The sequence below is a fragment of the Actinomycetota bacterium genome, from assembly GCA_004297305.1.
GTDB lineage: Bacteria > Actinomycetota > Actinomycetes > S36-B12 > FW305-bin1 > FW305-bin1.
In genome coordinates this window covers 89,005-110,234 of sequence record SCTR01000010.1, presented here as the reverse complement: position 1 = coordinate 110,234, position 21,230 = coordinate 89,005, and the positions used below count along the sequence as shown (strand labels likewise).

Genomic DNA, 21,230 nt, shown 5'->3' with positions numbered 1-21,230 from the left:
AGGGGTCCTCGTGACCGTCAGCTATTCACCGGACATTGCCCCGACCGCGCCAGCGGCGCCCGACGAAGCCGTCGCCGGCCAGCTCGCACCGGTCGACGTCGCTGTCAGCGTGTCCCACCTCGTTCGACGATTCGGCGACCGGGTCGTCATCGATGACCTGTCTCTGCAGCTGCACGCCGGCGAGTTCGTCGCATTGCTGGGAGCGAGCGGGTGCGGCAAGAGCACGCTGCTGCGCATCCTGGCGCAACTCGACACCGAGATCGCCGGCGATGTCTACGTCGCCGAACGTCGCGCCGTGGCGTTCCAGGCGCCGCGGCTGCTGCCGTGGAAGAAGATCTGGCGCAACGTCGTCCTCGGCCTGCCGGGCAAACCGGATCGACGCCGCGCGGAGCAGGCGCTGGCGGAGGTGGGACTGGCCAGCCACGCCGACGCCTGGCCGAAGACGTTGTCCGGCGGCGAGTCTCAGCGGGCGGCGCTGGCCCGGGCGCTGGTGCGCGAGCCGGACCTGTTGCTGCTGGACGAACCGTTCGCCGCGCTGGATGCCTTGACCCGGCTGAAGGCACAGGCACTCGTCGCCCGGTTGTGGGAGCGGCACGGTCCCGCGGTCCTGCTGGTGACGCACGACGTCGAGGAAGCACTGCTGCTGGCCGACCGGATCCTCGTCATGCGTGACGGCGTCATCGCGCACGATCGCCCCGTCGAACTGCCGCGGCCACGTGAGGTCGGGGATCCGGAGTTCGTGGCACTGCGCACCGAGCTGCTGGAATGGCTCGGCGTCGACGTCCGGAGCACTCGATGACGTCGCTGCATGTTCCGGCCGCGCCCATCCTGCTGCCGGACGATCCGTTCCACCGCCGGCTGCACCACGTCACACCGCTGGGTCTGGACGCCGAGACCGCTCAGACGTCAGGGATGCGACGGTTCGCCGCCATCAGTGGCGCCACGGTGCACGCCCGCGGACTCTGGATGGGGGAGACCCACGTGGCGCCCTCGACGGCGTCGGCCAACCACCACCACGGCGAATCCGAGACCGCGATCTTCGTCGTCTCCGGCCATCCGGAGTTCGTGTTCCTCGACCTCGAAGGCGAGGTGCCGACCGAGGTACGAGTCCATACCTCGCCGGGCGACTACGTGTTCGTGCCTCCCCATGTGCCGCACCGGGAGGAGAACCCGGATCCGGACGATGTGGCGATCGTGGTCATCGCCCGGACCACGCAGGAGGCCATCGTCGTCAACCTCGATTCACTGCGCTGGAGCGGTCCCGTGCTCACCAGCGGACAGGTATCGCGATGAGTACTCTGGTCGACGACTTCCCGGACACCGAAGACCCGGCCCCCGAACCGTCACTGCAGGCGCGGCTGGCGAACCTGCCGGACGTGGTGGCGCAACTGGCCGCGGCCGCCGACGAGCACGACCGTGAGGCAAGCTTTCCGTACGACGGCATCGCAGCGGTTCATCGCGCCCACCTGCTCACCTTGACCGTCGGCCGCCGGTACGGCGGACCCGGGGCGACGGCGTACGACCTCGTCAGCGTGCTGCGCGAACTCGGCCGTGGTGACCCCGCGGTCGCCCTGGTCAGCGCCATGACCCACTTCGTCCATCTGGCCCAGGACGTGCAGCCGACTTGGCCGGTCGAGCTGTATGCCCAGGTGCTGCGGGACGGCCGCCGCAGTCCGGTGCTGCTCAATGCGTTGCGGGTCGAACCGGACCTCGGGACCCCGGCACGAGGTGGGCTGCCGGCGACGACGGCACGGCGCACGTCCGACGGGTGGCGGATCACCGGCCGCAAGATCTTCAGCACGGGGTCGGTCGGGCTTGCGTGGATGCTGGTGTGGGCGGCAACCGACGAACCCATTCCCCGGGTCGGGAGCTTCATCGTGCCGGCAACGTCTGCGGGAGTGTCGATCGAACCCACCTGGGACCACCTCGGGCTGCGAGCGTCGGCCAGCCACGATGTCGTCTTCGATGACGTGGCTGTCCCGATCGACCACCACCTCGACCTCACCGAGGTCGGCTCGCCCCCGCAGGGCGGCGCGGCCGGGGCACAACTCGCCGCGATCGCCGGACTGGTGACGACCGCGTTGTACGTGGGAGTCGCCCGCAACGCGCTGGACTGGGTCGCCGACTTCGTCACGACGCGGACCCCGACCGCACTCGGTGCGCCGCTGTCGACACTGCCCCGCTTCCAGGCTGCCGTGGGCGACATCGCCCTGCGGATCGATGCCGCCGAGCAGTTGATCGAGGCTGCGGCGCTGGGGATCGACGCCGCAGATCCGGTCGCGATCGCCCGGGCGGCCGCCGGCGGCCCGAAGGTCGCCGCCACCCGGGAACTCATCGCCGCAGTCGAACAGGCGGTGGCGCTGGTCGGTAATCCCGGCCTGTCCCGTCGCCATCCTTTGCAGCGTCACTACCGGGACGTGCTGTGCAGCCGCGTCCACACCCCGCAGGACGATGCCGTGACCGTCGGCATCGGCCGTTCCCTTCTGTCGTCGAAAGGTTAGTGTCATGCCCGTCGAGTTCATCGGCCTGGTGGCCACGCAGGAATTCTCCGAGATCGTTGCCCGGCCCGGGCCGCTGGTGGATCTGGAGTTCACCCGCCGGATCGCTCGAGCCCACGAAGACAACGACTTCGACCAGGTGCTCATCGGTTACGCCTCGACGCAGCCGGACGGCCTGCAGGTGGCGGCGTACGCTGCGGCACATACCGAAAGACTGTCCTATCTGGTGGCACAGCGACCGGGCTTTCTCTTTCCGACGGTAGCGGCCCGTGCCTTCGCCACCTTGGATCAGTTCACCGGTGGGCGGCTCGCCCTCAACATCATCACCGGCGGCAGCGACGCAGAACAGCGCCGCGACGGTGACTACCTGGCCAAGGACGACCGCTACGACCGGACCGACGAGTTCCTCCAGATCCTGCGTCAGGCGTGGACGGCCGATGCCCCGTTCAGCTTCGCCGGCAAGCACTATCGCTTCGACGACTTCATCGCCAACGTCCGGCCCACTCGGCCCGACGGCGTGCCGATCTACTTCAGCGGGTCGTCCGACGCGGCGTACCGGGTGGGAGCACGGCACGCGGACGTGTACATGTTCTGGGGTGAGCCATTGGCGCAGGTCGCCGAGCAGATCGATCGCGTGCGGCAGGAGGCAGCTGCGGCAGGTCGCGCGGTTCCCCGCTTCAGTGTGTCGTTCCGCCCCATCCTGGGAGCGACGGAAGAACTGGCCTGGGCCCGGGCCGAGCAGATCCTGGACCGCATCACCGGCAAGGGTCTGCAGGAGCAGTACAAGTCCTTCTTCCGCTCCCCGAGCGGATCGGCGGTCAGCCCTCAGAACGCCGGTTCCCAGCGGTTGCTGGCCGCCGCCGCGCAGCAGGATCGGCACGACCGGGCACTGTGGACGGCTCCGGCGAAAGCGACTGGCGCCGCGGGCAACTCGACCGCGCTGGTCGGAACTCCGGAGACCGTGGCGGCCGCTTTGCTGGATTACTACGACATCGGTGTCACCACGTTCCTGATCCGTGGCTACGACCCGTACGACGATGTGCTGGACTACGGGCGCGACCTGATCCCGACGGTGCGTGCTGAGATCGCACGGCGGGACGCAGCACCGTTGCCGGCCGGCGCGGCCGAGGCGTCGTGACCGCGGTAGCGGCGGCCCGGTCCACCCTCGTCGTCGGCAGCGATGCCGGTCCCGAGTTGACGGCGCTGCTGCGGGCCGCCTTGGGCGACCGTGCCGGCGTGGACATCGTGGAGATCGATCCGGCGCGGGACCCCGGCTCAGCGCGTCCCACCGTGTTGTTCGCCGGCTTCCGCCGCGACGGACTTCCGCCCGCGTGGCTGACCGACGTCCGATGGGTGCACGTGCCGTCCGCCGGCATCGACGGAATCGCGGCCGACCTGTTCGACGGGCGACTGGTCACCGGTGGTCGAGGCATCGCGGCCGACCCGATCGCGGAGTACGTCGTCCATGCGCTGTTGCTGGCCGCCAAGGGAGATCTGTGGGTGAACCGTGCCTGGGTACGGCAGACCGACCTCCCCGTCGGTGGCCCGCGCATGCTCGGCGACTCGACCGTCGGGCTGGTCGGCCTCGGCGCCATCGGTACGGCCATCGCAACTCGGTTGCAGGCGTTCGGGACTCGTACCGTGGCGGTGCGTGCCACGACTGCTCCGGCGGCGGTCGCGGGAGTCGAGCTACTGCCGACGCTCGCGGCGATGCTGCCCCACGTCGACCATCTCGTGGTGGCCGTGCCGGCCACTCCGGCGACCCGCGCCCTGATCGGTGCCGAGGCGTTCGCGCGAGTCAAGCGGGGTGTGCACCTGGTGAACGTCGCCCGGGGCAGCGTCGTCGACCACGACGCGCTGCGCGACGCCCTCGACGACGGCCAGGTCGGCTCGGCCACCCTCGACGTGACTGATCCCGAACCCCTGCCGGACGGGCACTGGCTGTTGTCGCATCCGCGGGTGCGGGTCAGTCCGCACCTGTCGTTCCAGCGCCCCAGCGTGGTCAGCGACGTCGTCGGCCGCTTCGTCGACAACGTCGACCGCTACCAGGCAGGCGAGCCGCTGCTGGGCGTGGTCGATCCGATTCGTGGCTATTGACTCTCGAGCAGCGACCGAACTGTCGAGGTAGTCGACTTCGCAGCGGCAACCGACGTCTCAGTCGTGCGACCGACTCTTTCCGTTTCGTCATGAAGGGCTGTGCTTCCTGTGGCTGGCAAGACCAAGACTTTCCGTGGGATCGGCGGTGTCGGGCAGTTACGGCGTGCTGCTGTGGCAGGCGTCGCCGTGGCCGTCGCCAGCGCGCTCGTCTCCGGTTGCGGCAGTTCTGAAGCGGCGGGCACCGCGCCGACGGCATCGGCCGACCTGGCCGGTGTCACGCTTCGGGTCGGCCAGACCGGGTACGGCAACGTGGCCGCCTTGTTGAAGGCAGCCGGTATCGACAGCACCCCGTACAAGGTCGAGTTCAGCGTCTTCCAGGGCGGCAATCTCCAGTTGGAAGCGATGGCCGCCGGTGCGCTCGACGTGGCGACCACCAGCGAGATCCCGCCGATCTTCGCCAGCCTCGCCGCCGGCGGCGGCAACTTCAAGATTGTCGCCGTACAACGGGGCAGCACGCTGCAACAGGAGGTCCTGGTCCCGGCCGGATCGACCATCACCGACATTGCGGGCCTGAAGGGCAAGCGGGTGGCGTACGTGAAGTCGACCACGGCCCAGTACTTCCTGGACAAGTTGTTGCGACAGGCAGGCCTGAGCTGGACGGATGTCACGGCGGTCGACCTCACCGTGCCGGACGGCCTGGCCGCGCTGTTGTCCGGCCAGGTCGATGCCCTGGCGACCTACGGCAACGCCGTGGTCGGTGCTCACGCCAAAGGTGCGGTGACGATCGGGACGGGCAAGGACGTCCTGTCGGGCAACTTCCCGTGGGAGACAACGCCAGCGGTGATCTCGGATGCCGCGAAGTCCGCCGCACTCGCAGATCTGTTCGGCCGGGTCCAGCGCGGCTACGAGTGGGCACGTGCGCACGCCGACGAGTGGGCGGCGATCGTGGCCGGTCTGACCAAGCAGCCGGTCGACCAAGCACTGAACACGTTCCTGCTGCAGGAGACTCAGACGCCGACGCAATTGGTCGCCGTATCGGACAAGGCGATCGCCTCACAACAGGACGTCGCCGACGTCCTGCGTGCCGGCGGCACGCTGCCCAAGCAGGTCGACGTCGCGGGCTTGTGGTCGGACGCTTTCACCGCGGCATTGACGGCGCTGCCGTCACCTTCGGCTCGTGCCGTGTCCACCGCGTCACCGGCGAGTGGGTCGCCGGCCGGTGGTTCGCCAGCCGCTGTCTCGTCGTCCCCGGCGACGGCGACGGCGACGGCCTCGTCCGCGGCGCGCAACTGAGAAGCCCCCAGCCACCACGAAACTGGAGTTGCCATGACGCTCATCGCCGATCCGCCGGCTCGATCGGACTTCGCCCGGTCGTTGTCGGTTCGCACTCCCCGGCTGCCGGGCCCGCCGCAGTTCACATCGGCGGCCGACGAGCGGCTGCACCGCAAGCAGCGGCTCGCCGCGGCCCTGCGGATCTTCGGACGGTACGGGTACGACGAAGGACTGGCCGGTCACATCACCGCCCGGGATCCCGAGTTGACCTACCACTTCTGGGTCAATCCGCTGGGGCGCGCGTTCAGCCGGATCAGCGTCTCCGACCTGATCCTGGTCGACCCCGCCGGCCGCGTCGTCTACGGCGAGGCGCCGGTCAACCAGGCTGCGTTCGCGATCCACTCGGCGGTTCACGCCGCCCGGCCCGACGTCGTGTCGGCCGCTCACAGCCATTCGATTCACGGCAAGGCGCTGGCCGCACTGCGGGAGCCGCTCGAGCCGCTCAGTCAGGACGCCTGCCTGCTGTACGAGCGACAGGCCGTGGTCGAATTCGGCGGCGTAGCGCTGGACGCTGAGGAAGGCCGCCGAATCGCTGCTGGCCTGGGTTCGAATCGGCTGGCACTGTTGGCCAATCACGGCTTCCTGACAGTCGGTGGGAGTGTCGAGGAAGCCGCGGCGTTGTTCGTGATCGCCGAGCGCAACGCGCAGGTGCAGCTACTGGCGAAGGCGGCCGGGGACGTCAAGCCGATCTCGCACGAGGTCGCGACCTACACCCGGAACCAGGGCGAGAGCGCCGGCGACTTCGGGTGGTACCTGTTCGCCGGCTTGTGGGAGCAGATCGTGCACGAGCAGCCGGACCTATTGTGGTGAGCGCGATCTCGTCCGACGGCAGCACGGTCGCCCGTACGCCGGCAGCCGGTGCCCTGGATACGGCGACAGCCGGTGCGCTGGGTCCCGCGGATATCACGGCCGCTCCGAGCGTGGGTACCGCGGCCGCCGGCGCGCTGGATACCGCCGCTATCACGGCCGCTCCGATTGTGGCTACCGCCGCGACCGATCTCGTGGCGTCGTCCGGCGCCGTTGTCTCGCCGGATCTTGCCGTCGGTGATGTTGCGGGCGGCCTGCGGTTCTCACCGCCGGAGGGCGTCGCGATACGTGGCACGGTGATTGTGGTGGTGGGCCGGGGCGAGTCGCCAGCGGTGTATCCGCGATTCGGCCAGCGGCTGGCGGCTGACGGGTACGTCGTCGCCGTACCAGATCCGGCGTCGGCCGGATTCATCGATGGCCACACCGCCCAGGAGGTTGCCCGGGGTACTGAGGCGCTCGTCGCCGCCGTGCACCGGGAGCGGGATACCCCGGGGCGGGTGGTGGTCGTGGGATCGGATACCGGTGCCTGGTGGGCGTTGCTGGCCGCGGCCGCGACCTCGCAGGTTGCTGGCGTCGTCGCAGTCGGCCTGCCGCTGCGCGCCTCGCACGACCGGCTCGACTGGGACGCCGAGCTAGAGGTTCGGACGGCGTGCCCGGTGCATCGCGCGCGGCTGGACGACACCCAGACGCTGGCCCGCGACGCGCTGGCGGTCGTTCCCGAGGCGCTTCGTACGGCGGGATCCGCGGTGACGGTCGGCGTACCGATCCTGGTCCTGCACGGCGAACAGGATCAGATATCGCCGTGGCGGGACGCGGTGGCGCTGGCACGGACCTGGCCTACCGCCCGCGCGGTCACCGTGGCGGACGGTAGGCACGACGTCCTGAACGACCTCGCTCACCGCTCGGTAGCCGCTGAGATCGTCCAGCTGCTCGAACGCCTCCGGCTCGACCCAGCAGCCCCGCCGATCCTGCTCGACCACCCCTGACGCCGACCGGTCCATAAGCCGATCGGTCCTGCGCCGATCAGTTCCGGCCCGGTTTCGTACCGGCTTCGCGCGCCTTGTTGTTGCTAATTCGGCCGTACCGGCGCGAGATAGCAACAACGAAGCGCGCAACACCGGGGAACGTTCGGCCGTCCCGGCCGTAGTTAGCAACAACGAAGCGCGCAACACCGGCAACATCCGGCCCCCGGACGGCGACGGCCGGCGGCCGCAGTTGGGGTTAGTCGTCGACGCGGCCGACGGGGTGGTACAGGCCGTCGTGGTAGACCAAGCCGGGGGCGGCGCCGTCCTCGTGTACTTCCAGTGCTTCGGCGATGACCAGGGTGTGGTCGCCGACCGGGATCCGTTGGCGTACGGCGCAACGCAACCAGGCGGTCGCCCCGGCCAGCAGTGGTTCGCCCGACGGCAGCGTCGACCAGGCGATCGGGGGAGCGAAGCGATCCACGCCCCGCTGGGCGAATCGTCGGGCGACGACGTCCTGCTCATGGCCGAGCAGGTGAATCACGCACGAGTCCGCATCGGACATGGCGGCAAAGGTGGACGACGTCGCCGATACCGCGAACGAGACCAGCGGGGGCTGCAGCGAGACCGACGTCACCGAGGTCGCGGTGAAGCCGCGGGGACCTTCCGCGGTCATGAACGTGACGACGGCAACTCCGGCCGCATGCCGCCGGAAGGCTCGGCGGAAGTCCTGCGGATCCACGTCGTACGTCCTCACGGTCGTTACGTCGACAACGGACATCATCATCCTCGGGGTCGCTGGGCTGGGCACTCGGGTGGTCTCGGCGCGGAGCAGGGCGGCGCACCGGGTAGACCCCTAATGTATCAAAAAGACCCGTTGATTGTGTAGTTTGATCGTCATGTCATCTGCCGGTGCGGTCGACGCCGATATCGCCGTCGTCGGGGGCGGCGCAAGCGCGGCGCTGCTCGTGGCCGCGCTGCGGCGAGCCATCGGCGCCCAGCAGCGGGTCCGCACCCCGCGGGTCGTGGTCGTCGAACGATGTCAGCGGCCGCCCGGGACCGGCGTGGCCTATTCCACCGTCGAGCAGCAGCATCTGCTCAACGTGCGCGCCGACGCGCTCGGCGCCGATCCGCAGGATCCGGGCGGCTTCGTGTCGTGGTGTGCGACAAAGGGATTCTCGTACGGCGTCGACGATTTCGTACCTCGGTCGCGGTACGGGCAATACCTCAACGAGCAGCTGACCGCGACCTGCGGGATCGACGTCTCGGTCCGTCGAGCGGACGTCGTCGCGCTACGAGCCCGACCGGCCGGCGGCTGGACGGTTGCCACGACGGCAGGCGACCTCGCGGCGGCCGCCGTCGTGCTGGCGACCGGGAATGCCGCGCCCGGTGCTCCCGCCGCGCTGGCCGCGCTCGGACGGTCGGGCCGATACGTCGGCGATCCGTGGCGAACCGACCTCGCGGCCCGAGCGAGCGGCATCGCCGACGTCCTCGTCGTCGGGTCCGGACTGACCATGGTCGACGTCGTCCTCACGGTGACGGCGGTCTCGCCCGCCGCCCGCATCACCGTGGTGTCGCGGCACGGCCTGCTCCCGCAGGCGCACCGCCGGGGACGGGACGCGCCGGTCAGCATCGTGACAGCCGCGCAGGCCGATCGCGGCGACGTCGATCCGCGGGAGCTGCTCCGCCGGGTCAGGCTCGCCCTCGCCGAGGGGGCGGCCTGGCGGGCGGTCGTCGACGGCCTGCGACCGGTCACCGCGCAGCTGTGGGGGAGCTGGTCGGATGCCCAGCGCCGGCAGGCCCTCGAGCATGCCGGCCGTCGTTGGGAGGTCCACCGGCACCGTATGGCCCCCGCCGTCGCCGACCGGATGGCGGCGTTGCACCGCGCCGGCCGCATCGAGATCCACGCTGGCACCGTCCACTCGTTGGTCCACGGTGCCGACGACCGGATCTCCTACCGAGTGCGCGGCGATGCCGGCGTAGGCGAGTTGCGTCAGGCGGACCTGGTCGTCAACGCCACCGGCCCGGCGGCCAGCGTCGTGGACGACAGTCACCCGCTGCCGACGTCGCTGCTCACCGCGGGGTATGCCCGTCCCGGGCCGCTGGGCATCGGCCTGGAAACCGATCCCACCGGGCGGGTTCGCGACGCGGCAGGACGAGTCCAGTTGCGGCTCTTCGCGATCGGTTCGTTGCGTCGCGGGACGCTGTGGGAGAGCACGGCGATTCCGGAGCTGCGGTCGCAGGCGGTCGACATTGCGGCGCAACTCGCCACGCTGCCCGATGCGACTGCGCCAGACCGCGCGCCCGCGCCTGACCGCTCGCCGGCACCGGATCGCGCGACTGCGTCCGACTGCTCGCCTGAGCCAGCAACGTCGTCCCGGCCCGGTGATGCACCGTCGCCGGTGCCGCGCGCCGCGCCGGTGTAGCGTGCCGGCGATCCCTTGGCCCGCCACGGTTCGGAAGTCAGGAGCTGCCGGTGACCCATGAGCCGCGCCAGAACGTGACGTTCCGGAGCAACGGGGGGCACGCGCACGGCTATCGCGCGGTGCCGCCGTCCGGGTCGGGTCCGGCACTGTTGGTCATCCAGGAATGGTGGGGGCTGGACGATCACGTCGCCGACCTCGTGGACCGGTTCGCCGGCGAGGGCTTCGTGGCGTTGGCGCCCGACCTCTACGGCGGGACGGTCACTCACGACTCGGATCGGGCCTCCGAGCTGTTGGCGGAGTTGCCCGTCGAGCGTGCCGTGCAGGACCTGTCGGGGGCGGTCGACCACCTGCTGTTCGATCCGGCAGTGACGTCCACCCGGGTGGGTGCGGTCGGATTCTGTATCGGAGGGGGATTCGTCCTGCAGCTGGCTGCGGCGCGACCCGACAGCGTCGGGGCGGCGGTTCCGTTCTACGGGATCGGACCTGGGGTGCCGGAGGACTATTCGTCGATCAGGGCGCCGATCCAAGGCCACTATGCGGAGCAGGACACTTTCTACCCGGTAGAGCAGGCCAAGGAGCAGGAGCGCGACATCCGAAGCCAGGCCGGCGTTCCGGTCGAGTTCTTCTACTACCCGGCCGGTCATGCGTTTCTCAACGACAAAGATCTGCTGAACACCTATGACGCCGATCTCGCCGAGTTGGCGTGGCGCCGAGCCGTGACGTTCCTCCACCAACACCTCGGCTGATCACTACCCCGCTGGCGAGCACGCAGTGAGGATCAGGAGCCGTGAAGGTCCGGGTCGGTATCGGTATCGGGGAGTTTCCAGCGGATGCCCGCCCGTGGTTCGATGCGGTCCTCGACGCCTGTGAGCGGCTGAACATCGACTCGATCTGGCTGTCCCAGCGGCTGCGGGACCGCTACCTGTCACCCTTCGTCGCGATTTCCTACGCCGCAGCCAGGACCACCCGGCTGAAGCTGGGCACGTCGGTCGTCGTCCTGCCCGGGACCAATCCGGTACTCATGGCCGAAGCGATGGCCTCCATCGCTGTGCTGGCGCCGCGGCGGTTCCTGCCGGTGTTCGGCCTGGGGCCGGCATACCAGCAGGACCGTGGCGCGTTTCCGGTGAGCAGCCGCGGTCGTGGCCACGACTTCGACGAGTCGTTGGTGGTGGTACGGCGGCTGCTGGAAGCCGGCGGCCGGACCGCCTCGGCGACCGACTCCGCTGCCGCGTCCGACGCTGCCGAGAGTTCCGGCGGCGGGCACTCCGGCATCGACATCGAGGCCGGCCGGATTCGGCTGAGCGGCTTCGTCCTGGCGCCCCAGCCAGACCCCCCGCTGGATCTGTGGGTCGGTGGCCGGGCGCCTGCGGCGCTGCGCCGCGCCGGTCGGCTCGCTGACGGCTGGCTGGGCTCCGGCGTTCCGCCGTCGGAGGCCGAGGCCGCCGTTCGCCTCGTGCAGCAGGCCGCCGCAGAGGCAGGCCGGGTGGTCGACCCCGAGCACTTCGGTATGACGATTCCCTGGACAGCAACCCCTGGCGGGCGCGACGCGTTCCTGGCCGCACGGCGCGGCGGTGGCCCTGCGCCGGGAGGCGTCCCGGTCGGCTGGCAGCAGTTGCGCGAGTTGCTCGACGCCTACATCGCCGGCGGCCTGAGCAAGTTCGTCGTGCGGCCGGTCGAGGCGGGGGCCCACCTGCTGCCATGGTTGGACGAGTTCGCCGCCGAGGTGCTTCCGTTGCAGACCTGAGGTGCCGGTCGGGTAAAGAAGTAGTATGGAACCTTGACTGTCCGGCGCGGCGCTCGTACCCTCCGGGATGTGCCCGATAGCCTGGTCGACACCTACTTTCCTGCCCTGCTTCGCCACGGTCAGGCCGTCTACGCAGCCGTGATCAACCGGCGGCTCGCTGAGGAAGGGTACGGCGACATCCCGCGGCACGGCATTCAGGTGCTGGGCGCGGTCCACGCTGGGCGGACGTCGCTCGGGTCGATCATCGACGAACTCCGTTTCTCCAAGCAGGCGATGGGCCAGCTCGTCGACACGCTCGCGGCTCGCGGCTACGTCGAGCGTCGGATCGACGCCGACGACCGGCGCCGGGTCACGGTCTCCCTGACCGAACGCGGCAAGGCGGCCGTCCAGTGGGGGGAAGCCGCGCTCGAGCTGGTGGACGAGGCGTTGGAGCGGGCGGTGGGGACCGCGCAGGTCCGGCACTGTCGCCTCGCGCTGGCGACCCTGGCCAACCTGCCGCCCGACGACATCGTCGCCGACGCCAAGACCCGGGATGCGGATCGAGCGTCCTGACATCAGCGATATCGCCTGAGCCGCAGCGTGATTGCCGGCTCGACGTCCGATCACAGCCACGTGGGGGTTGGGGGCCGAGTTCGACACGCAGAGGAGCGGTCATGAGCGGGTTCATCGATGCCGACACCCATGTCCTGGAGACGGACGCGTCTTGGGACTACCTCGATCCCACCGAGCGGGATCTTCGACCGAAAACCATCGAGTTCCAGGACGAAGTGCATTCCGGCTACGAGCAGATGCGCGCGTTCGGGGGTCGCTCGAAGCAGATGTGGATCATCGACGACAACGTGTCGCGCCGCCACCCCGGCGATGGCCGAGCGAGCGGTTTCGGCAAGGAGTATCAGGCCGAGGCGATGTTCCTGACCGATCCTTCGGTTCGGCTGCGGGATATGGACGAGCTGGGCGTCGATAAGCAGATCGTCATCTCCACCTTCTTCATCGGTGCTGAGCTCGAACGGCCCATCACCGAGGCCGCCTTGACCCGCAGCTGGAATCGCTGGATGGCCGACCGTGTCGCGGACAGCGGCGGCCGTCTCAACTGGCTGGTCGTGCCCGGCACCCGGACGATGGAACGGGCGCTGCAGGAGATCGAGTTCGGGCGGGCCAACGGCGCGGTGGGCGTCATGCTCAAAGGCGTCGAACATGGCATGTACCTGAACGATCCCTACTTCTACCCGTTGTACGCCAAGGCGCAAGAGCTGGATATGACCATCGGCGTTCATCTCGGGTTCGCCTGGCGGCGTGCCGATGTGCGGGACATCAGCAACCTGCTGCCGACGCCGCCGGCGTACGTCGACAACCTGGCCGCGCTCATGAAGGGGTTCTACGCGGTCCTGGCGTCCGACCTGCACACCCGGTTCCCGCGGTTGCGCTGGGTCTTCCTCGAAGGCGGCTCGACCTGGGTTCAGATGATCTTCCAGCAGCACCAGAGGCTGATCTCCACGTCCAAGCCCGGCAGCTTCGTGAACTCCGGCAACCGCACGTCGGTGACCATCGACCCACTCGACACCGCGGAGCTGATGGCGGAGAAGAAGATGTACGTCGCCTGCGAGGTGGACGAAGAGATCGCGCGCATCGCGTCGATCACCGGTCGCAGCCAGCTGATCTTCGGGACCGACTACGGTCACAATGATGTGGGTTGTGACCCGACCGGGCTCGAGCTGGTGACCAAACGGGAGGACCTGGATGCCGATCTCGCCCAAGCCATCGTCCGCGACAATGCCCTGGCGGCGTTCGCGCTGCACTGATCGGCGGGGCTGAGATGGTTGCCCGCTACGTGATCTATGGCGCCGGTGCCATCGGGGGCTGCATCGGCGGCGCGCTGGCCACCGCCGGCCACGAGGTGGTTCTCGTGGCCCGCGGTGAGCACCTGGCCGCGATGCAGTCGCGCGGGCTGCGCATGCTCACGCCGGCCGGCGAGCAGCGGCCGCCGGCCGTCGCGGTGGGATCGGCAGCCGAGGCGCGGGTAGGCCGTGACGACGTCGTCGTCATCGCGACGAAGAGCCAGGACACTGAGGCGGTCGTGACCGACCTGGCCAGTACCGGGGTCACCCCGGCTGCGGTCGTCTGTGCTCAGAATGGCGTCGACAACGAGCGGGTGGTGGCGCGGCGCGGCCTGCCTGCCTACGGAATGTATGTCGTGGTGCCCGCGGCGTACCAGGAGGCCGGCGTCGTCGAGCTCTACGGTAGCCCGGTCGGGGGCGTCCTCGATCTCGGCAGGTTTCCTACGGGTTCGGACGAGATCGCCGCAGCCGTGGCGTCGGATCTGACCCGGGCGGGGTTCAGCGCCGAAGCGAGCGCCGACATCATGCGATGGAAGTACGCGAAGTTGCTGGACAACGTCGGCAACGCGCTCGACGCCGCGTGCGGCTTCGAAGCGCGCGAACACTCGCTTTTCGCCCGGGCCCGGGCGGAGGCGCAGGCCTGCTTCGCCGCGGCCGGAATCCACCCCGTGTCGGCTGAGGACACCCGAGCGCGGGCGGCAGTCCTCTCCGGGCGGTTGCCGGTGTCCGGCCGGCAATACCCCGGCAGTTCGTCCTGGCAGAGCCTCGCCCGGGGGACCGGAAGCATCGAGGCCGACTGGCTCAACGGTGAAATCGTGCTGCTCGGCACGCAGTACGGCATCTCGACGCCGGTCAACGCGATGCTGCAGCGGACGGCCAACCGGATGGCACGGCAGCGACTGGCTCCCGGCACGCTCGCGATCGCCGATCTGGAGGCACAGCTGGCGCGCTAGAAGCCGCGCGCCAGAAGCTCTGCACGGCTCGCTCCACCTTTCACGCGCGGCACCGGCACGCTCCCCGGCCCGGTCGGGAATCGCGCGGTCGACGCCTTCCCACCCGCTGGGTGGCGAATCCCGGCGAAGCGGCCTCGGCCTCGGCGCATTGAGGCCGAGCGACGCTTGTGAATGCGTTTGGCCACGACGTCCCAACGGCTTGATAACGGCTGGCTCGCCCACCTTGACAGCCGTTCGTGGTCAGCCCAAGGTCCGGTACGTGGCGCACTGCCAGGTCAGGCGAGCGGCCAGCGGCCGCAGCAACCGCCTGACCCGGTCGTGCCCGCGATGAGGCACCACCCCTGAGCACGCCACCTGTCGGACGCCGTACCCGTCGGAGCCGTCCGGACGAGGGATTTTCGACGTGGCGAGTTCGAAGTGCAAAACAAGGGGGAGAGTGCCGGGTTCTAGCCCGGCGAGCCTTGTTACTTCGCGAAAAGGGAGACCATCTCAGTGACTACGAATGCGACCATGTTCTCGTCCCAGCACTCGGGGGGAAGGGGCGGCCGCAGGGGGAAGCGCGTGATCGCCGTTTCGGCGTTCATGGCGATTCCGGTGATAGTTGCCGCGTGTGGCAGCAATTCCGGAGGAAGCACTCCCAGTGCCTCGGGACCAGTAGCGCCGCTCGTGTTCGCCACGACCGGCGTCGACTCGTCGCAGGCCTTGGTGTATGTCGCTCAGGAGGCGGGCTACTACAAGGAGTTCGGGGTCGACGTCAAGATCAATATCGTGGGCTCGGCAATCGCGACCAGTATCACCAGTGGCCAGGCCGATATCGGCGCTTCTGGCGGCTCGCAGGCCTTTGCCATCACCAACCAGGGTAAGCCGACCAAGCAGCTGTATTGGAGCCTGGGCAACCGGGCTGCGGGTTTCGTGATCGCCAAGCCCAGCATTACCAGCGTGAACCAGTGCAAGACATGGATCACGTCGGTGCCGGGTGGCTCGGCGTACGGCTGGGCGGCGGCGTACAAGAAGGCGTACAACGCCACCTACGACATCACCGGATCGGCTGACCAGACGCTGGGTCAGAACGGTGTGGCGACGGGTCAGTTCGACTGCTCCAACAACACGTTCGGACAGCTGAACCCATCGGTGGTGGCGGGCAAGACGCACTTCATCGTCGACCCGCGAGACGCCAACAGCCTGCCGGCGAACGTCAAGGCGTTGAACAACCTCGACACGTCCTACTACGCGCTGACCAGCGCGATCCAGGACAAGCGTGAGTCGTTGGTCCGCTTCTTCAAGGCCATCAACAAGGCCGTCAACTACATGCGGACGACGCCGCCCGACCAGATCGCTGCTCTACTGCTGCAGAACACGAACTGGCAGACCTACACCAAGGATGTCCTGGCAGCCGCACTGCAGAACATCATGTTTGCACTGGCGCCCAACGACGGGAACATCGCCAGCAGCCAGTGGAACGAGATCGTCACCTTCAACCAGGGTGCCGGCCTGACCTACCTGTCGACGACGGACCCGAAGTGGTCGTACGAGAACAACGTCGACATGAGCTACCTGGATGCCGCCAAGAAGTAGGCAGCTTCCGGCACGCTGCTGACCGGCCCTCGATCCCGCCTGGCGCGGGATTCGAGGGCCGGTCGCTTGCTGTCGCAGTTTGTGGTCGCCGGCGGTCGAGGTTCGGCGGTGGTCGCGGTGACCGGGGTCGCTAGAGCAGGTCGAAGATGAAGTACACGACGACGAAGATCGCGGCACCGATTCCGACCTTGACCAGCAATCGCCGAACCACGTCCGCGCGGCCCGTGGCCGGGGCGCTGTCAGTGACCGGTGCGTTGGGGTCGACGTACACCCCGCCGGGATGCCACAGGCTGACGACGAAGGCGACGACGAGCGCCAGTGCCATGCCGTAGAACACGACCTGCACCGCCTGCGCGAAGTCCTGCTGTAGGGCCGAGGCGAAGGCTTGGCGCTGACCGGCGGGCAGGGCACTGAGGTCGGTACCGCCAGTGGTCCCGGCGCCGTAACCGGCGACCGCCTGCTGTGCTTGCCCTGCCGGGACGCCGAGCGCGGTCAACGAAGCGACGACGCGGTCGTCCACCACGTGCAGCAGCAGCGTTCCCAGAACCGCCAGGCCGACCGCGGACCCGTAGTTGCGGATGGTTTGCGTGACGCCGGTGACTTCGCCGTACGAGGCGTCGATGGCACGGTTCACCGCGTCCGTGCTGGCCGGCCCGAGCAGCAGTCCGATCCCGGCGCCAGCGGTGACGATGTACGGCACCTGTGCGGTTGCGTTCAGGTCGGTGCATTTCCAGGCCCACAGCGCGAAGCCGGCGGCACCGACCAGCGTGCCGACTGTGACGGTCCATCGCGCACCGAACCGGTCGAGGATGTGGCCGCCGATCTGGCTGGCGACGGCGAACCCGAGGAAGAACCAGAGCATGAACAGGCCGGTGTTGGTTGCGCTGTAGCCCAGCGAAATCTGCGAATACAGACTGATGAAGAAGAAGACCGGGACGAACGCCATCATGGCGAAGAACAGCACGCCGTTGTCGACGCTGAACGCCCGGTCGGCGAAGATCCGAACCTGGATGAGCGGGTGGGCCGCCCGCAATTCGTAGCCCACGAAAGCGACGAGAAGGAGCAGGCCGCCGACGATGCAGAGCCAGGTCCATGCGCTCGACCAGCCCCACGAGTTCGACTGCTGGAATCCCAACACGCTCAAGGCCATTCCGGCGGCGATGAGAAGGGCACCGAGCCAGTCGATCGGGGCGCGGCGTCGGTCGGTGCTGATGGTCGCCAGTAGCGTCAGGACGACAGCGACGATCGCGACGGGAATATTCACCCAGAAGATCGCACGCCAGGTCCATTGGGTCAGGTAGCCACCGGCCAGCGGGCCGATGGCCGTCAAGCCGCCGCTGACGGCGAAGAAGATCGCCAGTGCGCTGCCGCGCTGCCGAGGCGGGAACGCCGCAACGACGATCGCCAGCGCCGCGGGGAACATCAGGGCGGCCCCGGCGCCCTGGACCACGCGGAAGGTGATGATCCACGGCTCGGCGTACGACGTCGCCGGCGTTAGTCCGCACAGAGCGGACGACGCGGCGAAGATGACGACCCCGGTCAGCGCGACGGCCTTGTGGCCCAGCATGTCCGAGAGTCGGCCGCCAAGGGCGAAGAAGGCCGCCAAGGACAGCAGATAGCCGTTGATGATCCACTGGACGCCGTCGGATGACAGGCCGAGTTCGCCCTGGATCTGCGGTGCAGCGATCGCCACGATCGTCTGGTCGATGAACGTCATCGCTACGGCGAACAGCATGGCGGTCAAGGTGAGGTACCTCGACCCGCTTCGAGTCGCCGTGCCCTGGCTGCCGGTCGTCGTCATGAGGCCGAAAGTAGGGGAGGAGGCCTGCCGTCGCTCGCCGACCGCCGCGACGACCCGCCGATCAGTGCCGACCCGCCGACCAGTGCCGGCCGGTGGACCACTGCCGACCGCCGATCAGTGCCGGCGGTCGCTGTCGACCGGTCGACGCGAGGCGGCGGTGCCCGTGGGTTATCGGGTGCCAGGTCACGCATGTCGGCTCGCGCCTCAGATCCCGGACGGCGCGGACGGTGGCTCTTGCCGGCCGATCTGCTCGATCCGGCTCTGCAGCTGGGTGTCGGCGGGTGGGGCCGATTGCACGGCGCTTCGCAATTGCGGGATCTCGTTCTCCATAGCCGTCAGATAGCCTTCCCAGCGCTGTTGCATCGGCTTGATCAACCCGCCGCCGACTCCGACGACGATGACGCCCACGATCGCGGCCAGCACGGCGATGAGGACCGGCGTGGTGACGGTGGTCGCAACGTCGATCTGGTTGAGGGCCGCGATGATGCCCAGGGCCCAGATCGCGACTGCCGCGATGGTCGCCAGGACCTTGCCGTACGACATACCACCGAGGGCGCCCTCGATCAGAGTGCGCACCGCTGCGGCAATCGCTGCCGCCACCACGATAATGACGATCGCGACGACAAGCTTGGGCAGAAAGGCGATGACCGACGAGATCAGGTCGCTGATCGGGTTGGGCCCGAAGACGCCGAAGGCCAGTTGCAGGACGAAGAGCGCCAGGATGTAGTACAGGAGCCTGGAGACGATGTCGCTGGCGTCGAACTTGGAGTGTTCGAGGGCTCGCTTGATACCCCCGCGCTCGACCGCCCGGTCGAAGCCGGCCCGCTCCAGGATCTTGTCGAGTGCTTTCGAGATCAGTTTGGCGACGATGAGGCCGACGATGAGGATGATGAGAAACGCGACGAGTTTCGGCGTGAACTCCACGACCGCTGCCCAGGCGTTGTTCCAGCCTTGCTCCACGATGACCTCCGAGATGAGACCAGTCGGGCACCCGAGCCCGGCCTGATCGCAACGGTGCCCCGGACCGAACCGGCCAAACCTCCTGGCGGGGGGTGCGGTGTGGGCGGATGGACCGCGGCCGGGGCCCGACGTGCCCCGGAGCTGCCTCAGCGGCGCCGGACGGACGGCTCGGCAGCTACGCCGGGACGAAGGTCCGGACGCCCCTCGGCAGTACAGCTACCTCTGTGGGCCACGTGAGTCCCGGACAGACCACTGTCCGGCGGACGGGCTGCCGCGACTGCCCCCGGCTTCGGTGGCCCCGAGGTGATTCGAACACCCGACACGCGGTTTAGGAAACCGCTGCTCTATCCTCTGAGCTACGGGGCCATAGTTGTGCGTTTTGGCTGGTCAGAGCCCCTGCAAGGCGCTCGACCGCGCTCGATCAAGGTCCACGATCCTTCCAGAATCCGCAAGCGGTGCACCCGCAGACTATCCATCCTGGGTAGCAGCGGCTCCTTCCAGCTCGCCACTCCACGGCTCGGCGTCGACGTTGAGCGTCGTCGCGACATCCTGGTGGCCAGCACCGTCTGTACCTCTTCGCTGACGCACCCGCCTGATCGCGAGCGATGCTGCCGCGTGGCGCAGGCTGTGGGGAGTCAGTCCGTCAGGCCCCGTACCCCCACCGCTCGATCAAAGACGTCCTCCTGAAGTTTTCCGCACGAAGGGGGCCGCCCTGCGGTGCTGTAAACAGCAAGTCATCGCGCGTCCACGGCCGCCCGTAGCCGTCATCAGCTGGTCACGGAGAAATGGCAGAATGGCGAGGCGCAGTTGGTTGGGCGGCTGCGCCGCTTGGGCTCGCCGCGCACCGTGTCGTGCAGCACATGGTGGTCCTTTCCAACGCCTCGCTCAGTGCCGCGAAGACGGCAACGAGAGAAGGAAGACGTAAGAGGCGAAACCTGTCGGTCTCGCGTGGGCCGGACGAGTCCACCGTCTCGCCGCAGAGAGCGCGCCCTTGTTGCGATCCGATCACTCCCCGTAGTTCCGATCGGGCCGTTGAGTGACCTGCGATCCGTATTGACCGAATGGGCTAGCGCGCAATGCCACGGAGGTGTTGGATCTTGGCGGCGAAGGGGGACCCAATGGACATCCACGAAGCAATACCCGACCCGGTGAACGTGGCCCAGGCAGCGACACCGGCAAGAAGCACGCAACGGCGCGGGCTGCTGGTGGATCGCCCGGCCGCGGGCGATCCGATCTTCTGGACCGGCCTAATCCTGGCGGCGCTCCTAGGTATTGGGGCGGCGATCCGGGCGTTTAGCCGCCCGATGGGGTCAATCGGACTGGCGTTTGCTGCCTTCGACGTGGTTGTCACGGTCGGGATGGGGTTCCTCATCGGAACCGTCATCCCGGGAGTGGTCCGTCGTGTTGTGCGACGGAGACGGCCGGTAGTGAACGAAGACGGTTCCGCTACTACACCCGCTGCCGAGACATGGGTTGCACCGGTCGCACTGGTCTGCCTCGGGCTGGTGCTCGCGGCAACGGCTGGTCTGAGCGCCATAGGGGGGCAGTCGAGACTCAATCGTGTTGTGGACGGCTACGAGCGGCTCTTCGTGGACCTGAAAAGCTATTCGCAGGTGCCCACTACGGGCGCCCAGAATGATCCCAACCGTTTCGCGACAGCCCTCGGAGCAGCCCTCGATCCGATCCAACAGGACCTGGCCGACCTGCGCGCTGGCGTCGCCGCTGACGCGGAGCTACGGACGCCGTCTCTGATGAGGTTCTTGCAGTCGGCAGACCAGTGGGTGGCAGTCCGGCAGTGGTACTTGGCTTCAATACGGCTCTGCGTGTCCAGCGCGTCGCGCGTTAGTTGCTTAGCCAATGCATTCGACATGTACGAGACGCGACTCAACACCACAGCCAGCGACGCGGCTTCTGCCGAGCGTGCGCTGAGGGCCTCGTAGGTAGATCAAACAGGAGGGGGCACGTCATGTGGTTCGAGTTCATCGCAGCTGCCATCTTCATCATGATGGCCGTGGCGGTCAGGCGTAGCGGCCTGACGGGGACGCCTGGTCCCCGAATGGGCAAAATCGTCCGCGAGGTCATGGCTGAGAGCAGGCGGCGGGAGAGGGCCAGGAAGTGGCTCAAGGAGGATCTTGCCCGCCGGGCGGCGGAGCGAGAGAAGGAACAGGCGGCGAAGGCCGCCGAGTGAAACAGAAAGGAACCCCCACCACGGGGAAGGCAGCAAGGGGTCCCTTGTTTGT

20 protein-coding genes and 1 tRNA gene are annotated in these 21,230 nt (G+C 68.5%); 17 read left to right on the top strand and 4 right to left on the bottom strand.

Annotation, left to right across the window (positions count from 1 at the left end; genetic code table 11):
- Window positions 1-34: 34 nt before the first annotated feature.
- From EPO13_10340 to EPO13_10305, 8 genes are all read left to right on the top strand, one after another.
- Window positions 35-799: an ABC transporter ATP-binding protein gene (locus EPO13_10340; protein TAK68700.1), complete on the top strand. Its 765-nt coding sequence runs from the start codon at window positions 35-37 to the stop codon at window positions 797-799.
- Window positions 796-1,293, top strand: coding sequence for a cupin domain-containing protein (locus tag EPO13_10335; protein ID TAK68500.1), 498 nt, complete (start codon window positions 796-798; stop codon window positions 1,291-1,293). The genes EPO13_10340 and EPO13_10335 overlap by 4 nt, the downstream gene beginning before the upstream one ends.
- Window positions 1,290-2,501 (top strand): acyl-CoA dehydrogenase, encoded by a 1,212-nt coding sequence (locus tag EPO13_10330; GenBank protein ID TAK68499.1) that lies wholly within the window; start codon window positions 1,290-1,292, stop codon window positions 2,499-2,501. Before EPO13_10335 ends, EPO13_10330 begins: the two co-directional genes overlap by 4 nt.
- 4 nt (window positions 2,502-2,505) lie before the next feature.
- A complete protein-coding gene (locus EPO13_10325) occupies window positions 2,506-3,636 on the top strand; it encodes an LLM class flavin-dependent oxidoreductase (protein ID TAK68498.1) in 1,131 nt (376 codons plus the stop codon).
- Window positions 3,633-4,595, top strand: coding sequence for a dihydrofolate reductase (locus EPO13_10320; GenBank protein TAK68497.1), 963 nt, complete (start codon window positions 3,633-3,635; stop codon window positions 4,593-4,595). Before EPO13_10325 ends, EPO13_10320 begins: the two co-directional genes overlap by 4 nt.
- A gap of 138 nt (window positions 4,596-4,733) precedes the next feature.
- Window positions 4,734-5,888: an ABC transporter substrate-binding protein gene (locus EPO13_10315; protein ID TAK68699.1), complete on the top strand. Its 1,155-nt coding sequence runs from the start codon at window positions 4,734-4,736 to the stop codon at window positions 5,886-5,888.
- Window positions 5,889-5,921: 33 nt separating this feature from the next.
- The gene (locus EPO13_10310; GenBank protein TAK68496.1) at window positions 5,922-6,737 is read left to right on the top strand and encodes a class II aldolase/adducin family protein; all 816 of its coding nucleotides are present in this window, start codon (window positions 5,922-5,924) and stop codon (window positions 6,735-6,737) included.
- A 251-nt stretch (window positions 6,738-6,988) separates the two neighbouring features.
- Entirely contained in the window at window positions 6,989-7,720 is a 732-nt protein-coding gene (locus EPO13_10305) for a hypothetical protein (GenBank protein TAK68698.1), read from the top strand.
- 235 nt (window positions 7,721-7,955) lie between these two features.
- Here EPO13_10305 and EPO13_10300 read toward each other — a convergent pair whose 3' ends face one another.
- On the bottom strand, window positions 7,956-8,483 hold the full coding sequence (locus EPO13_10300; protein ID TAK68495.1) for a flavin reductase: 528 nt from the start codon (window positions 8,481-8,483) through the stop codon (window positions 7,956-7,958).
- Between the two features lie 112 nt (window positions 8,484-8,595).
- Here EPO13_10300 and EPO13_10295 point away from each other — a divergent pair, with 112 nt between their 5' ends.
- The 7 genes from EPO13_10295 (at window position 8,596) to EPO13_10265 (ending at window position 16,229) form a co-directional block, all read left to right on the top strand.
- A complete protein-coding gene (locus tag EPO13_10295; protein TAK68494.1) occupies window positions 8,596-10,122 on the top strand; it encodes a hydroxyacylglutathione hydrolase in 1,527 nt (508 codons plus the stop codon).
- A 50-nt stretch (window positions 10,123-10,172) separates the two neighbouring features.
- A complete protein-coding gene (locus tag EPO13_10290) occupies window positions 10,173-10,868 on the top strand; it encodes a dienelactone hydrolase family protein (GenBank protein TAK68493.1) in 696 nt (231 codons plus the stop codon).
- A gap of 41 nt (window positions 10,869-10,909) precedes the next feature.
- Entirely contained in the window at window positions 10,910-11,866 is a 957-nt protein-coding gene (locus EPO13_10285; protein ID TAK68492.1) for an LLM class flavin-dependent oxidoreductase, read from the top strand.
- Between the two features lie 33 nt (window positions 11,867-11,899).
- Entirely contained in the window at window positions 11,900-12,418 is a 519-nt protein-coding gene (locus EPO13_10280) for a MarR family transcriptional regulator (GenBank protein ID TAK68491.1), read from the top strand.
- 101 nt (window positions 12,419-12,519) lie between these two features.
- Window positions 12,520-13,665: an amidohydrolase gene (locus tag EPO13_10275; GenBank protein ID TAK68490.1), complete on the top strand. Its 1,146-nt coding sequence runs from the start codon at window positions 12,520-12,522 to the stop codon at window positions 13,663-13,665.
- A gap of 14 nt (window positions 13,666-13,679) precedes the next feature.
- Entirely contained in the window at window positions 13,680-14,654 is a 975-nt protein-coding gene (locus EPO13_10270; protein ID TAK68489.1) for a ketopantoate reductase family protein, read from the top strand.
- 510 nt (window positions 14,655-15,164) lie between these two features.
- Complete coding sequence (locus EPO13_10265; protein TAK68488.1) at window positions 15,165-16,229, top strand: hypothetical protein; 1,065 nt, start codon at window positions 15,165-15,167, stop codon at window positions 16,227-16,229.
- A gap of 130 nt (window positions 16,230-16,359) precedes the next feature.
- On the opposite strand, the gene EPO13_10260 is transcribed toward EPO13_10265, so the two are convergent.
- The 3 genes from EPO13_10260 to EPO13_10250 all read right to left on the bottom strand — a co-directional run bounded on the left by EPO13_10260 (window position 16,360) and on the right by EPO13_10250 (window position 19,356).
- A complete protein-coding gene (locus EPO13_10260) occupies window positions 16,360-18,030 on the bottom strand; it encodes an MFS transporter (protein ID TAK68487.1) in 1,671 nt (556 codons plus the stop codon).
- Between the two features lie 204 nt (window positions 18,031-18,234).
- On the bottom strand, window positions 18,235-18,990 hold the full coding sequence (locus tag EPO13_10255; protein TAK68486.1) for a hypothetical protein: 756 nt from the start codon (window positions 18,988-18,990) through the stop codon (window positions 18,235-18,237).
- Between the two features lie 290 nt (window positions 18,991-19,280).
- Window positions 19,281-19,356, bottom strand: a tRNA-Arg gene (locus EPO13_10250).
- A 752-nt stretch (window positions 19,357-20,108) separates the two neighbouring features.
- Between EPO13_10250 and EPO13_10245 the strand changes: the two genes are divergently transcribed.
- Window positions 20,109-20,930, top strand: a complete 822-nt coding sequence (locus EPO13_10245) for a hypothetical protein (protein ID TAK68485.1) — start codon at window positions 20,109-20,111, stop codon at window positions 20,928-20,930.
- Between the two features lie 26 nt (window positions 20,931-20,956).
- The gene (locus EPO13_10240) at window positions 20,957-21,178 is read left to right on the top strand and encodes a hypothetical protein (protein TAK68484.1); all 222 of its coding nucleotides are present in this window, start codon (window positions 20,957-20,959) and stop codon (window positions 21,176-21,178) included.
- Window positions 21,179-21,230 lie beyond the last annotated feature (52 nt).

Bases quoted from the DNA above. Each gene is read 5' to 3' on its own strand.
- EPO13_10275 (TAK68490.1), top strand. From the start codon at position 12,520: ATGAGCGGGTTCATCGATGCCGACACCCATGTCCTGGAGACGGACGCG.
- EPO13_10330 (TAK68499.1), top strand. From the start codon at position 1,290: ATGAGTACTCTGGTCGACGACTTCCCGGACACCGAAGACCCGGCCCCC.
- EPO13_10245 (TAK68485.1), top strand. From the start codon at position 20,109: ATGGACATCCACGAAGCAATACCCGACCCGGTGAACGTGGCCCAGGCA.
- EPO13_10265 (TAK68488.1), top strand. From the start codon at position 15,165: ATGTTCTCGTCCCAGCACTCGGGGGGAAGGGGCGGCCGCAGGGGGAAG.
- EPO13_10260 (TAK68487.1), bottom strand. From the start codon at position 18,030: ATGACGACGACCGGCAGCCAGGGCACGGCGACTCGAAGCGGGTCGAGG.
- EPO13_10310 (TAK68496.1), top strand. From the start codon at position 5,922: ATGACGCTCATCGCCGATCCGCCGGCTCGATCGGACTTCGCCCGGTCG.
- EPO13_10295 (TAK68494.1), top strand. From the start codon at position 8,596: ATGTCATCTGCCGGTGCGGTCGACGCCGATATCGCCGTCGTCGGGGGC.
- EPO13_10325 (TAK68498.1), top strand. From the start codon at position 2,506: ATGCCCGTCGAGTTCATCGGCCTGGTGGCCACGCAGGAATTCTCCGAG.
- EPO13_10335 (TAK68500.1), top strand. From the start codon at position 796: ATGACGTCGCTGCATGTTCCGGCCGCGCCCATCCTGCTGCCGGACGAT.
- EPO13_10300 (TAK68495.1), bottom strand. From the start codon at position 8,483: ATGATGATGTCCGTTGTCGACGTAACGACCGTGAGGACGTACGACGTG.
- EPO13_10240 (TAK68484.1), top strand. From the start codon at position 20,957: ATGTGGTTCGAGTTCATCGCAGCTGCCATCTTCATCATGATGGCCGTG.
- EPO13_10270 (TAK68489.1), top strand. From the start codon at position 13,680: ATGGTTGCCCGCTACGTGATCTATGGCGCCGGTGCCATCGGGGGCTGC.